The organism is Candidatus Binataceae bacterium, assembly GCA_035308025.1.
Taxonomy (GTDB): domain Bacteria; phylum Desulfobacterota; class Binatia; order Binatales; family Binataceae; genus JAJPHI01.
In genome coordinates, this window is sequence record DATGHL010000022.1 from 1 (window position 1) to 12301 (window position 12301).

At 62.2% G+C, this 12301-nt stretch carries 13 protein-coding genes; 6 read left to right on the forward strand and 7 right to left on the reverse strand.

The genetic code is table 11. The annotated features are described in order from the left end of the window. The coding region (locus VKS22_06020) for an acyl-CoA dehydrogenase family protein (GenBank protein HLW70161.1) at positions 1-626 on the reverse strand (626 nt) is incomplete at its 3' end. Between the two features lie 309 nt (positions 627-935). On the opposite strand from VKS22_06020, the gene VKS22_06025 reads away from it, so the two are divergent. Both VKS22_06025 and VKS22_06030 read left to right on the forward strand, forming a co-directional pair. Further along, entirely contained in the window at positions 936-1334 is a 399-nt protein-coding gene (locus VKS22_06025) for a thioesterase (GenBank protein HLW70162.1), read from the forward strand. A 2-nt stretch (positions 1335-1336) separates the two neighbouring features. Next, complete coding sequence (locus VKS22_06030) at positions 1337-2212, forward strand: MaoC family dehydratase (GenBank protein ID HLW70163.1); 876 nt, start codon at positions 1337-1339, stop codon at positions 2210-2212. Between the two features lie 151 nt (positions 2213-2363). On the opposite strand, the gene VKS22_06035 is transcribed toward VKS22_06030, so the two are convergent. Next, positions 2364-3719, reverse strand: coding sequence for an aminopeptidase P N-terminal domain-containing protein (locus VKS22_06035; GenBank protein HLW70164.1), 1356 nt, complete (start codon positions 3717-3719; stop codon positions 2364-2366). Positions 3720-3839: 120 nt separating this feature from the next. Here VKS22_06035 and VKS22_06040 point away from each other — a divergent pair, with 120 nt between their 5' ends. Next, positions 3840-4922, forward strand: coding sequence for a class I SAM-dependent methyltransferase (locus VKS22_06040; GenBank protein HLW70165.1), 1083 nt, complete (start codon positions 3840-3842; stop codon positions 4920-4922). 202 nt (positions 4923-5124) lie between these two features. On the opposite strand, the gene VKS22_06045 is transcribed toward VKS22_06040, so the two are convergent. The 4 genes from VKS22_06045 to VKS22_06060 form a co-directional block, all read right to left on the reverse strand. Further along, positions 5125-5595 carry a hypothetical protein gene (locus VKS22_06045; GenBank protein ID HLW70166.1) on the reverse strand — a complete coding sequence of 157 codons (471 nt, stop codon included), beginning with the start codon at positions 5593-5595 and terminating at the stop codon, positions 5125-5127. A 70-nt stretch (positions 5596-5665) separates the two neighbouring features. After that, entirely contained in the window at positions 5666-6364 is a 699-nt protein-coding gene (locus VKS22_06050) for a cysteine hydrolase (protein HLW70167.1), read from the reverse strand. Positions 6365-6424: 60 nt separating this feature from the next. Further along, positions 6425-6757 carry a cupin domain-containing protein gene (locus VKS22_06055; protein HLW70168.1) on the reverse strand — a complete coding sequence of 111 codons (333 nt, stop codon included), beginning with the start codon at positions 6755-6757 and terminating at the stop codon, positions 6425-6427. An 87-nt stretch (positions 6758-6844) separates the two neighbouring features. Further along, entirely contained in the window at positions 6845-7609 is a 765-nt protein-coding gene (locus VKS22_06060; GenBank protein ID HLW70169.1) for an enoyl-CoA hydratase-related protein, read from the reverse strand. Between the two features lie 310 nt (positions 7610-7919). Between VKS22_06060 and VKS22_06065 the strand changes: the two genes are divergently transcribed. The 3 genes from VKS22_06065 to VKS22_06075 all read left to right on the forward strand — a co-directional run bounded on the left by VKS22_06065 (position 7920) and on the right by VKS22_06075 (position 11555). Further along, entirely contained in the window at positions 7920-8351 is a 432-nt protein-coding gene (locus VKS22_06065) for a cupin domain-containing protein (GenBank protein HLW70170.1), read from the forward strand. 145 nt (positions 8352-8496) lie between these two features. Then, positions 8497-9510, forward strand: coding sequence for a D-2-hydroxyacid dehydrogenase family protein (locus tag VKS22_06070; protein ID HLW70171.1), 1014 nt, complete (start codon positions 8497-8499; stop codon positions 9508-9510). A 218-nt stretch (positions 9511-9728) separates the two neighbouring features. Further along, positions 9729-11555, forward strand: coding sequence for an NAD(P)/FAD-dependent oxidoreductase (locus VKS22_06075; GenBank protein HLW70172.1), 1827 nt, complete (start codon positions 9729-9731; stop codon positions 11553-11555). A 9-nt stretch (positions 11556-11564) separates the two neighbouring features. Here the strand turns inward: VKS22_06075 and VKS22_06080 are convergent, their stop codons facing one another. After that, entirely contained in the window at positions 11565-12221 is a 657-nt protein-coding gene (locus VKS22_06080) for a MarC family protein (protein HLW70173.1), read from the reverse strand. Between the last annotated feature and the right edge of the window lie 80 nt (positions 12222-12301).

Sequence of the window (12301 nt, forward strand, 5' to 3'; positions counted from 1 at the left end):
GACGCCCGCATCCCCATCGTGTACCAATCGTCCTTGAAGGTGAGGCCCGGGGTCTCGCGGGGCGGGATAAAGAAAGTCAGGATCGTCGGACCCTCGGGCGCGTCCGCCCAGGTCGCCTCGGAGAAATAGTAGTCCAGCGCGATACTCTGGGTGCTGAAAATTTTCCGCCCATTGATCAGCCAGCCGCCGTTGACCCGATTCGCGGTGGTCCGCGGCCGCAGCACCAGCACCGAATTGTCCGGCTCCGAACCCGAGCCGCCGCAGATTAGCCGCTCCTTCGCGATCCGCCGGAGCTTCGCCTCAACGTTGGGCCGCTTGAATTTCCGCCACAGGTCGAGCAGCAGTCCGACCACGTTGAAGTGCATGTTGATCGCCAGCGCCGTCGGCCCGCAGCCCTGCGCCAGCCGCTCCTGCGCCTTGATCCGTTCAAGCATCGTCGCGCCCAGCCCGCCCAGCTCCTCCGGAATGATCAGCGTGGTGTAGCCGGTCTCGCGAATCCGCGCATAGTTCTCGAAGGGAAACGCCTCCTCGATGTCATATTTCGCCGAACGCGGCGCGAACTCGTCGGCCAGCATTCCCGCAAGGTCGAGAAATCGCTGCTCGCGCTCGGTATGGTGCTGATTCATCCGGCTACCCTCCGCCGCGGCCACCCGGGCCGCACTCCCGGAGCATAAGCGCAATCGCCCTGGTTTGACCAGATCTTGTCAAGGGTGAAACCTTGCACAACAACAGGGTCGGCCGCAGAAACTTGTGGAACTGTTTCACGTGAAACATTTTTCACCATCTCTTCGCCGCCAGGATGCTCCGATACTCCGCTGCCGCGGCTCTGGCGGTCGGTTAGCAAATTGTTCGCGTGAAACGTTCGGTGCATGATGTGCAAAAGCCGCGACAACGGAGCGGCGTACTGCCCGGGCGGTGAAAAAGAAGGTGAAAAAATGAGACCAGTACCAGCGGGGGCCAAAGGCACTTATGAATTTGTCGTCGGTGAGCAGGATCTCGCCGGGACCGTCGAGCCGACGCTGCCGCCGGTCCTGGCGACGGCCAAAATGAGCCTCGCGATGGAACTCGCGGCGATCAACGCGCTCAAGCCCTACCTCGAACCGGGCGAGATGTCGGTGGGCGTCACGGTCAGCGTCACGCATACCGCGGCGACGCCGGCCGGATGGAAAGTGCGGGCCGAGGCCGAAGTCACCGGCGGCGAGGGCCGCCGCGTCGAATACGTCGTGCGGGCCTTCGATGAGAAGGAAGAGATCGGCAACGGTACGCACACTCGCGCGGTGCTCGAACAGAGCAAGTTCGATCAGCGCTTCGACGCCAAGGTCAAAGGAAAGTAGCCATGACTGCTGAAATTTTTGCGCCCAACGAAGTCTACGTCGGCCGCGATTTCGGCGGCATTGAATGCGCGATCGACAACACAGTCATCGAAAACTTCATCGCCGCCACCGGCGACGACAATCCCGCGTATCGCGGCGATTCCCCGCTCGGCGGACCGCTGGCCCCGGCCCTGACGGTCCACTCGGCGGTCTTCCGCAATCGCGATTGGTACCTGCCGAACCTGTTCGGCAATCTCCACGCGCGGCAGGAGTGGCAGGGCTTTGCGCCGATTCGCCCCGGCGACCGCCTGCACACGCGCTCGGTGATAGTCGATCGCTATATCAAGCGCGACCGCGAGTACGTGGTCAACGAATGCCTCCTGCTCGACGAGCAGGGAAAGGTGATCCAGCGCAGTCGCACCCATCAGAGCTTTCTGCTGAATCAGGGCGGCGGCTTCGCCGTCGATCGCGAGCGCGAGAAATCCACAGCGCGCAGCTTCAATGTCGGCGAGCGTGGCGGCGAGCTGATCGAAACCCCCATGCGCACGATCTCGCAAGCGATGTGCATGGCCTTCTCCGGGCCGAGCCTCAACTATCACACCGACGCCGACGAGGCGCGCAAGCTCGGCTTTCCGGCGATCGTGGTGCAGGGCATGTGGTCGGTCTGCCTGATCGCCGAAATGATGACCCGGCGCTTCGGCCTCGGCTTCATGATCGGCGGGCGCTTCGACCTGCGGCTCGTCAATGTGCTGTGGGCGGAGGAAAGCTCGCGAGCGCGCGGACGAATTCTCGAGCGGCGGCCGGAAGGCTCGCGCACTCGCGCCGAAGTCGAGGTCTGGTCAGAGAAGAGCGACGGCACAAAGACGATCGTCGGGAGCGCAAGCGCACTAGAACTTTAGTCCCGCAAACCGGTACCGGCTTCGCTAGCGCGAAGCTGTCCGAGATCCTTGATTGGCCGCGCCTCGCAAACTCGGCCGCCCCCTGCGACTTCGTTCGCGTTACTCACTGCGCTCAGGATGACATCGTCGGTATCGCGAGCGCAATCGAACTCTAAGGGCGCGTCAGCGCTTCAATCGCGGCGATCGATTTCGGGATCGCGGCGGTCATCACTTCGTGGCCGTCCGGCGTCACCAGCACGTCGTCCTCGATCCGGATGCCGATGCCGCGGAACTCCTCCGGCGCACTATCGTCGTCGGGCGCGATATAGATGCCCGGTTCCGCGGTGAGAATCATGCCGGGTTCGAGCGTGCGGGATTCGCCGCCGACGCGATAGAGCCCGACGTCGTGAACGTCCATCCCCAGCCAGTGGCTCGTTCGATGCATGTAATAGCGGCGGAACGAATCCTTCTCGAGCGCCTCCCCGGGCGATTCCGTCAGCAGCCCGATATTGCACATACCCTCGACCAGCACGCCGACCGCCGCCTGATGCGCATCGTCGAACTTCACGCCGGGCTTGATTGCCGCGATCGCCTTTAGCTGCGCCGCGAGAACAATTTCGTAAAGGTCGCGCTGAAGCGGGGTGAAGGCGGCGCCTATCGGAAAGGTGCGCGTAACGTCGGAGGCGTAAAAGTCGTACTCGCAGCCGGCGTCGATCAGCAGCAGCTCGCCGGTGCGCATCGCGCGATCGTTATTGATGTAATGCAGCGTCGCCGCGTTAGGGCCCGAGGCGACGATCGAGGGATAGCTCGGGCCCGCGGCGCCGCGCTTGCGAAAGCTGTAGTTGACCAGCGCCTCGATCTCCCATTCCATCATGCCGCCGCGCGCCTCGTGCATCGCCGCTTCGTGCGCGGTATGGGAGATCGCGATCGCCCGGCGCATCGTGGCGAGCTCCTCGGGACGCTTGAACAGGCGCATCTCGTGGAGGATTTCGCGCGGGTCGAGGATCGCGTGCGGGCCCGTGCCGGTGCGCGGACGCATCGCGGCAGAGGCCTTGATCATCTCGAGCACATGGCTGTCGGCGGCGGGATTGAGCCCGAGCGGGAAGTAGATGCGTTCGGCGCGGTCGAGGAACCCCGGCAGCACCCGATTGAGGTCATCGATTACGTAGGCCTTGTCCGCGCCGTAATCGGCGACCGCGCCTTCGACTCCGGCGCGGCGTCCGGTCCAGGTTTCGCGCGTTTTGTCGCGAGGCCGGAGGAAGAGGATGAATTCGTCGGGCTGACCGGGCGCGAAGAGCGCGACCGCGTCGGGCTCGCTGAAGCCGGTCAGGTAGTAAAAATCGTTGTCCTGGCGATAGATGAACTCGACGTCGCCGGAGCGGATTGCAACCGGTGCGCTCGGCAGAATCGCGACTGCGCCGCCGAGCGCATTGAGGAAGCGCTTGCGGCGCCCCGCAAAAATCTCGCGGCCCGCGCTGGAGTTCAACTGCCCGTCGTTTTCGCCAATTTCCAAAGTACTGATTGACACTAGTCAATTATGGAGCGATTTCGCCCGCGGGTCGAGGCGATCGCGCGGATTACCAACTCGATTGACAGGTGATGCAAAGACAAGATAGGGCCTGTCTTAAACTGACCGGAGGTTGCGACTATGGCGACGGCATCTGCGCCTTTTGACCTCGAGAAAGCGAAAAAGACTGCGGAGCAGGTCTTCGGCTTGCTCGGCGGCGCGCTGGTCTCGGCGATGATTTATCTCGGCGACCGGATGGGGCTGTACTCAGCGCTCAACGGCGCGGGGCCGGTTACGAGCGTCGAGCTGGCGAAGAAAACCGGACTGCACGAGCGTTGGATTCGTGAATGGCTGGAGGGGCAGGCCGCCGCCGGGCTGATCGATTACAAGGGCGAGGGCCGCTTTGCGTTGAGTGCGGAAACCGCGATGGTGTTGGCAGACGAATCCAGCCCATTCTTTCTGGGCGGCGGTTTCGGCAGTCTGCCGCAGCAGATGGCGGTGCTCGAGCGGCTGCCGGAGGCGTTCAAGAGCGGCGTCGGCTTGAGTTACGACGCGCTCGGCGCGGAGGTGAACCGCGGCGTCGAACGGCTGCTGGCGCCGTGGTTCCGCACGCAACTGGTGCCGGTCGCAATCCCACGACTCGACGGCGTCGCGGCCAAACTAGCGACCGGAGCTAAGGTTGCCGATGTCGGCTGCGGCGCCGGCGTCGCGCTGATCGAGATGGCCAAGGCCTACCCGCGCTCGAAGTTTCACGGCTACGATATCGCGAAGATCCCGCTCGCCCGTGCCACCGCGAATGCCAAGCAGGCGGGAATCGCGAACGTGACCTTTCATGACGCCGGCGTCGATCCCCTGCCCTCGGATGCGAGCTGTGATTTCATCACGACCTTCGATTGCCTGCACGACATGACGCGACCCGACCTCGTGATTCGCGCGATCCGCTCGGCGATCAAGCCCGACGGCACCTGGCTTATCGCGGACGTCCATGGCCAGCCGACCTTCGAGCAAAATCTGTCGGACAACCCGCTCGCCGCTCTGATGTATGGCTTCTCGGTGCTCTGCTGCATGTCGTCGGCGCTGTCGGAACCGGGCGGTCTGGGTTTGGGGACGCTCGGATTTCCCGAGCCGGTAGCGCGCAAGATGACCGCGGAGGCGGGCTTCACGCGTTTCGTCGTGAAGGATTTCGAGAACCCGATCAATGCATATTACGAGGTGCGTCCTTAGTCTCGCGAGAGCGGATCGGGCGGGCCCAGAAGACCGGTACCGGCTTCGCTCCGCGAAGCTGCGTCCTTGTTTGTCCGCGCCTCGCAGACTCGGCCGCCCCCTCCGACTTCGCTCGCGTTGCTCACTTCGCTCAGGATGACACTAACGCTGGCTGGCGCGGCAACAGCGGGAACACTTTTGCAACGAGCTTCTTAGTCAGGCACTAAGGCGAGCCCGGATCATTCGGGCGCAGCAACGACGGGATTTTTGGCGGAGCCGCGGGGGCCTCGGCGCTGACGCGATGGAGCTTCCAGGTGCCCTGCTCGGCCGCTGACTGGCCCTTGCAGGAATAGCTGCCCTGACCGGTCTTTTGTTTCAGGCCGCCCTTGAAGCGACAGGTTGACCCATTGCCCATGTCGACCGACAGCATCAGGCTGTGGCCATCAAAAGTCCCGTCGGTGATTTTACCTTTGCGGTTCATCGCCAGACAGTTCTGCGTGCCGTAAGCGCAACTGTAAGTGCCGGCGACCTCGGCCTCATCCTGGGTCAAATCGAAGGTTATATTCTGGATCGCGTTGCAGCGTTCCTGCGCGCTAAGCCGGGTGCCGCAGCGGACTTTGCTGGTACCGGCCCAATGGCCGGCGGCGCTCGGCGACGCGATCGCTATGCGGGTCGCGAGAAGCAGCGGGAGCATCAGCAGACTTACGGTCAGAGATTTCCTCCGGGCTTTTGGATTCATAGAGAGATTTGAAATCCTCATTGCGTCACCCGCTTTTGTCGTCCGAGATCGCAGCGAGCCGTCCGATCGCCTGGTCGGTGCTCATCACGTCGCCGAAGAACATCGCGAAGGTGTTGAGTGCACCGGCGTGCTCCTCATCAGTCAATGCCGCGTTGGCGTCCGACAGCATGATGACTTTGTAGTCGAGCATCATCGCGTCGCGCGCAGTGGACTCGCAGCAGACATTTGTGGCCGTGCCGGCGATCAGCAGCGTATCGATAGCGCGGGCTCTGAGCTGCGCGTCGAGGTTCGATGAGCCGGGCACGAGGGCGCTGTACTTGATCTTTCTGACCCACATATCGCTTGCGAGCACCTCAAGACCCGGGAACAATTTGAAACCTTCCGAGGACTCGTCGAGCCCGGCAATCCGCTTCTGCTGGCGCTCCAGAGTCAGCATGCGCGTCGTGAAGTTGCGCCAATGCTGGGACGCGCCGGCCGCGGTCATCTGGACCCACACCACGACGCCGCCGGCCGCACGCATCGCCGCGGCCATGCGGTTGATGTTCGGCACGATCGCGCGCGCCATCGGCACCTCAAGCGGAAAGCCCGGCGCGCAATAATAGTTCTGCATGTCGATGACGACTAGTGCAGTGTGGGCTGCGTCGATCGTATCGTGGGCCAGCAGCTTGCCCATCCGGCTCACGACGCGCGCCTTCACTGACGCGGGTAAGACATAGTTGTGCATAGCTAACCCTGCAGTAGGGTAGGAACCGACGCCCGTCCAGCGGGAAAGCCGCGCTTCACATTATGTGAGTGGGATGAAGTCATACTCGCCGAAATGGATAACCAGGAAAGTCGCTGCGGTCTCGCCGCCGTTAGTAACCAGGTGAGGACGCTTGGGCAGCACTGAACGGGTTTCGCCCGGCGCGAGGCGCACCTCCTCCTTGGGGTCGCGCAGGAAGAGCCGGATCTGTCCCTCTAGAACGAGAAAGGTGTCCTGTGCGGCCGAGTGGCAGTGCCAAGGTATCTTCTGCATCGGGGTAATCGTGAACTCAGCGATTCGGAGCCCCGGACGGGAGGCATGGTGGATCCGCTTTTCTACGTCAAGAAGAGGGACCGCTTCCTTTGCGTCTTCCATAAGGTCGATCTCCTATCCTTTCCACCTCTCATACCGCGAAGCTCATCGTCGCGCCAGAAAGAATCGAGGCGCGGCAAGGTGCAGGGGTCATTGTCCTTTCCACACGGGTTTGCGTTTTTCCAGAAACGCGCGGACGCCTTCCTTGGCGTCCGCGCTGCTGCGCACGCGCATCCCGAGCTCGTCGAGATCCTTGTGCTCGACCTCAAAGGCGTGGCTCATGACGCGCGCGAGAGTCTGCTTCATCGCGCCGACGGAGAGGGGAGCGTTGCCCGCGATCTTCGCCGCCCATGCGGTCGCAGCGGAGTGAAGCTCGGCATCCGGGACGACCTTGTGCACCAGGCCCATCTCGCGCGCGCGGGCGGAATCGACCGGGTCGGCGAGGTAGAGGATCTCAGCGGCGTTGGCGGGCCCGACGATCTCGACGAATTTGCGGAAAATCCAGTAGGTCGGCAGATAGCCGATGCGCGCTGGTGTCATCCCGAGCCGTGCGCCCGCGCCTGCGATTCTTAGATCGCAGAACAGCGCGAGCACGAGTCCGCCGGTCAGCGCCTCGCCATGGACCTCCGCGATCGTCGGCACGGTCAATTGACCGAGCCGCTTGATCACCTGGTCGAAGGTGGTGCCGCCGGTGCCCAGTTGCTCGATATCGCGCAGGTCGAGGCCGGAGCAGAAGCCGCGCCCGGCGCCGCGGATAATCACTGCGCGCACTGCCTTATCTTCCTGCACAGTAGCGAGTGCGCCTTCGAGCGCCTCGAGCATCGCGCGATTCATCGCGTTACGCTTCTCGGGCCGATTGAGCGTCAGCGTGACGTGATTCTCGGATCGTTCAATCTGCAAGACTTCGTCAGGCATCTTTTATCCTCTTCGTTCGGCGCAGGGCTCTCTGCGAACCATCGCACGACCGCCGCAGATTGATCAATTGGCGACTTACGGTGCTTGGTGAATCGCATAATGAACATCGTGGCCCGCTGTCTCGCCCAAACGTCCCGTCCTCGACGTGAGGCCATTCTGTGGAATCAGGCATGACATCAAATCGGCGCGTTGGGGGCCAAGTTGGTTTTCGAGGACTTATGCTTTTCTCGGATTTTTGCTAAGGAGCGAAGATACGGAAAAGTTCACGGATAGTGCGACAAGCCGACCGCAAAAGCACGGGAGAACGCAGATGCCGAACAAGGATTTTGAAGTACGACAGTTGCTCAAGGCGTATCGCAAGGGGGTCATCTCGGAAGAGCTCTTTGCCCAGCAGATGGACCAGCTCGTGGAAAGCAAGGACGGAACGGCGGTTCCGAACGTCTTTTCCTATCGCGGCGACGGGGCCAAGATGGCGCAGCAAATGCTCGGCAGAACTCCACAATCCGAATCCATGGTCTTTACGCTTCCGCCGGGATTCGGCGGTGATCATGAGAACACTCATCGAGGGGACCAGCTCATCTATGTGATCGAGGGCAAAGCAACGTGCCGGGTCGCCGGCAAGGAGTGCGAGATCAAAGCGGGTGATTTTGTGACGATTCCCGCCGGCGCACCACATGCGCTGCGCACCGGCGCCGATCGGCTGTTCGCCCTGACGGTCTTCGCGCCGCCGGAAACACAGTGAAGAATCTCAGCCTGGCGGGACACGAGGCGCGCATTTGGCGCGAACCTCGCCATTCGGTCTGCCCGAAAGCACCGAGGCGCATCTTTGCGGCGCAGGATGATTAGCCGCTGGCGGAGCCTGAGAATTTGCGCCTCGAAACTAGCCCGTGAACCCGCTGCTCAAGATCGCGATCCTCGACGACTACGTCCAGATCGCACTTCAATCGGCCGATTGGTCGGTGCTTCAAGGTAAGGCGGATATCACCGTCTTCGATCGGCATCTGTCTGAGGACGAGGCGGCCTCGGTACTGCAGCCCTTCGATGTCCTCTGCACGGTCCGCGAACGGATGAGTTTGCCACGCAGTTTGTTCGCGCGCTTGCCCAATCTCAAGCTGGTCACCATCATCGGGATGTCCCTGCCCAATCTGGACATGGCGGCGGCAACCGAGCACGGCGTGATCGTCGCCCACTCCAACTTTTCCAACCCCATATATGCGGGCGTCCTCAATGCGACTCCAGAACTTACTTGGGGGCTGATGATCGCCGTCGTGCGCCATTTTGACCTCGCGAGCCGGCGGATGCGCGCCGGTGGATGGCAGAGCACAGTGGGAACGATCCTGGCAGGCCGCACGCTCGGGCTTCTCGGGCTGGGTCGCATCGGCAAGCGAATGGCCGCCTACGGCCAGGCTTTCGGGATGCCGGTGATCGCCTGGAGCCAGAATCTAACCGAGCAGGCTGCCGCGGCGGTCGGGGTGCGGCGTGTCGAGAAGGACGCGCTGTTCCGCCTTGCCGACGTGCTCTCGATCCACGTCCAGCTCAGCGAGCGTACCCGGGGCTTGGTCACGGCGCGCGAGCTCGCTCTGATGAAGCCTGAGGCCTATCTGATCAATACCTCGCGCGGGCCGATCGTGGTCGAGGCCGATCTGATCGCGGCACTGCGGACCGGCCGGATCGCCGGTGCCGGGCTCGACGTCTTCGATGTCGAGCCCCCTGCCGCTGATCATCCTTTCTACGCGATGGATAACGTCACCGTTACCCCGCACCTCGGCTACGTCACGCGCGAGACGCTGACTGCCTTTTACACCGATACGGTGGAGGCAGTGAGCGCCTTCGCTGATGGCGCCCCAATCCGGGTCGCGAACCTCGAAGCGTTGACGCACCCAAAGCAGCGAAGATCGTGACGAGAAGACGGGAAAGGTGATGCGCGCTTTTGACGCGCGTGGGCCGATTGATTGAGCTGACGAGGATAGAACCGCATAAACTCCTGCGGGCCATTTTTTTCTGCGCCACGCCTTAAAATCTTCGTGCAGTCGGCGCGTACGCAGCTGGTAACACGAGCGCCCGAAAAAATGCTACGGTCCCGCAGGCGAACTTTGATCAGCCGCGGAGGACTGACCTCATGAGTGAAGCAGTCACTGAACCCACACCCAGTCACATCCCAACCTCTGAAGAGCTCGGCTTCGACCCCGGGTTATTGCGGGAGCGATACGCCGCCGAACGCGCCAAGCGGCTGCGCGCCGACGGCAATAGCCAGTATCAGGAGATCACCGGGCAGTTCGAGCACTTCAACGTCGATCCGTACGTCAAGCCAGGCTTCACGCGCGACGCGCTGCACGAAGACCTCGAAGTGGTGATCATCGGCGGCGGCTTTGGCGCAATGCTGGCCGCAGTGCGGCTGCAAGAGGCCGGGCTCAACCACTTCCGCATCATCGAGAAAGCCGGGGATTTTGGCGGCACCTGGTACTGGAACCGCTATCCCGGCGCCCAGTGCGACGTCGAAGGCTACCTTTATCTGCCGCTGCTGGAAGAGACCGGCTACATTCCCAAGGAAAGGTACTCTTTCGCGCCGGAGATTTCTGCTCACGCTCAACGGATCGGCAAGCATTTCCATCTTTACGAGAAAGCCTGCTTCCAGACTAGGATCAAAGAGGCGCGCTGGGACGATGCGGTAAAACGCTGGACGGTTACGACCGATCGCGGCGATGAGTTCAAGACGCGCTTCGTGATCATGTCGAGCGGGCCGCTGAACAAGCCCAAGTTGCCCGGCATTGCGGGGATCGAGAAATTCAAGGGACATACCTTCCACACCAGTCGCTGGGACTACGACTATACCGGCGGCGACACCACCGGCGGCTTGCACAAACTCAAGGACAAGCGCGTCGGGATCATCGGGACCGGGGCCACCGCAATCCAGTGCATACCCCATCTGGGCGAACACGCGCAGCAGCTCTACGTCTTTCAGCGCACACCCTCCTCGGTCGACGAACGCAACAATACGCCGACCGATCCCGCATGGGCGAAAAAGCTCAAGCCCGGATGGCAGGAATATCGCAACCGCAACTTCACCGCCCTCCTCGATGGCATCGAGCTCGAGCACGATGAGGTCCGTGACAAGTGGACGAGCCCACTCAAGAAGCTCGGCGAGCTGATCTCAAACCGGCAGGACTCGAAGCTCTCTGCCGATGATCGGGCGGCGCTGGCCGAGATCGCCGACTTTCAGAAGATGAACGAGATTCGCGGCCGCGTCGCTTCGACAGTAAGTGATCCGGCAACGGCTGAGGCGCTCAAGCCCTGGTTCGGGCAATGGTGCAAACGGCCGACCTTCAACGACGACTATCTGCCGACCTTCAACCGCTCCAACGTCAAGCTGGTGGACACCGGCGGCAAGGGTATTGAGCGAGTGACTGAGACCGGCGTGGTGGTGGACGGCGTCGAGTATCCAGTGGACTGCCTGATCTTCGCTACGGGATTCGAGGTGGGCACGGCCTACACGCGGCGGGCCGAGTTCGCGATGTATGGCCGCGACGGTCTCGCGCTCGGCGACTATTGGGCGAACGGGATGCGCACCTATCACGGCTTCCTGAGTCACGGGTTTCCGAACTGCTTTCATATGGGGCTGACCCAGACTGGCCTGACCGCGAACTTCACCTACATGCTCAACAAGCAGGCCCATCACGTTGCCCAACTAATCACGCTGGTCAATCGGCGCAATGCGAAATCGATCGAGCCAACGCCCGAGGCCGAGGCCGAGTGGGTGCGGATCGTGAACAACCCCAACCCCATGACGAACTATCAAAGCGTCTGTACGCCGGGCTACTACAATGGCGAGGGCACGAGCGAGGGTGGCTTCCTCCAAGCGGTGTACCCCAATGGCGCGCTGGCCTTTTTCGACCTGCTCGCCCGTTGGCGCGAGCAAGGCGACTTCGAAGGTCTCGTCGTGAGGTGAGTTGAGCAGCTAGCCGACGGACCGGACGAGGACGCTGTAGCCGTTCCAGATAATTTCGATACCAATGCAGAGCAGGATGAAGGCCGACAGCCGCACCAACACATTGGTTCCGTCTTTACCCAGCCCTCCGACGGTCCTCTCGGCAAAGCGGTAGCATACGAATATGGTCGCGGCGATCGCGACCAGGCCCGCAGCGGCCGCACCGCCCAGTAGTGCAATCTCGGGTAGCGCCACTCGCGGCCGCTGGCTGCCAAGTGTGATAGCCACCGCGATCGACCCAGGGCCCACAGTAATCGGCATGGTAAGGGGATAAAACCCATCGCTCGAGATCACTGGCCGCTGCGCGGTCGGCTCGTCGTTGCCATAGTCTCCTGCCTGGAGCAGATTCCAGCCGGTGGCGGTGACGACGAGCCCGCCGGCGACACGCACGACCGGCAAGGTGATGCCAAAGAACTCCAGCACGTATGAGCCGGCGAACAGGGAGCCGAGCAGCAGGAAGAAGCTGTTGCGCGTGACCCGCAGCGCAAGTGCGTTGCGCTCTTTTTCGGTGCACAGTCGGGTCAAGCCCAGGAAGATTGGCGCGCCACCGATCGGGTTTACGATCGGGAACAACCCCGCGTAAACCAACAGAAACGTGTCAGCGACGCCGTTCACGGACTGTGTCATGCCGCATCAGTCCTCCGATTGGTCGTTAGTTTCGCTGCGATATTCCGCCATTTCAAAAATCCTCCGCACGCATTTCAAAA

Bases quoted from the DNA above. Each gene is read 5' to 3' on its own strand.
- VKS22_06025 (HLW70162.1), top strand. From the start codon at position 936: ATGAGACCAGTACCAGCGGGGGCCAAAGGCACTTATGAATTTGTCGTC.
- VKS22_06030 (HLW70163.1), top strand. From the start codon at position 1,337: ATGACTGCTGAAATTTTTGCGCCCAACGAAGTCTACGTCGGCCGCGAT.
- VKS22_06040 (HLW70165.1), top strand. From the start codon at position 3,840: ATGGCGACGGCATCTGCGCCTTTTGACCTCGAGAAAGCGAAAAAGACT.
- VKS22_06045 (HLW70166.1), bottom strand. From the start codon at position 5,595: ATGCTCCCGCTGCTTCTCGCGACCCGCATAGCGATCGCGTCGCCGAGC.
- VKS22_06050 (HLW70167.1), bottom strand. From the start codon at position 6,364: ATGCACAACTATGTCTTACCCGCGTCAGTGAAGGCGCGCGTCGTGAGC.
- VKS22_06055 (HLW70168.1), bottom strand. From the start codon at position 6,757: ATGGAAGACGCAAAGGAAGCGGTCCCTCTTCTTGACGTAGAAAAGCGG.
- VKS22_06060 (HLW70169.1), bottom strand. From the start codon at position 7,609: ATGCCTGACGAAGTCTTGCAGATTGAACGATCCGAGAATCACGTCACG.
- VKS22_06065 (HLW70170.1), top strand. From the start codon at position 7,920: ATGCCGAACAAGGATTTTGAAGTACGACAGTTGCTCAAGGCGTATCGC.
- VKS22_06075 (HLW70172.1), top strand. From the start codon at position 9,729: ATGAGTGAAGCAGTCACTGAACCCACACCCAGTCACATCCCAACCTCT.
- VKS22_06080 (HLW70173.1), bottom strand. From the start codon at position 12,221: ATGACACAGTCCGTGAACGGCGTCGCTGACACGTTTCTGTTGGTTTAC.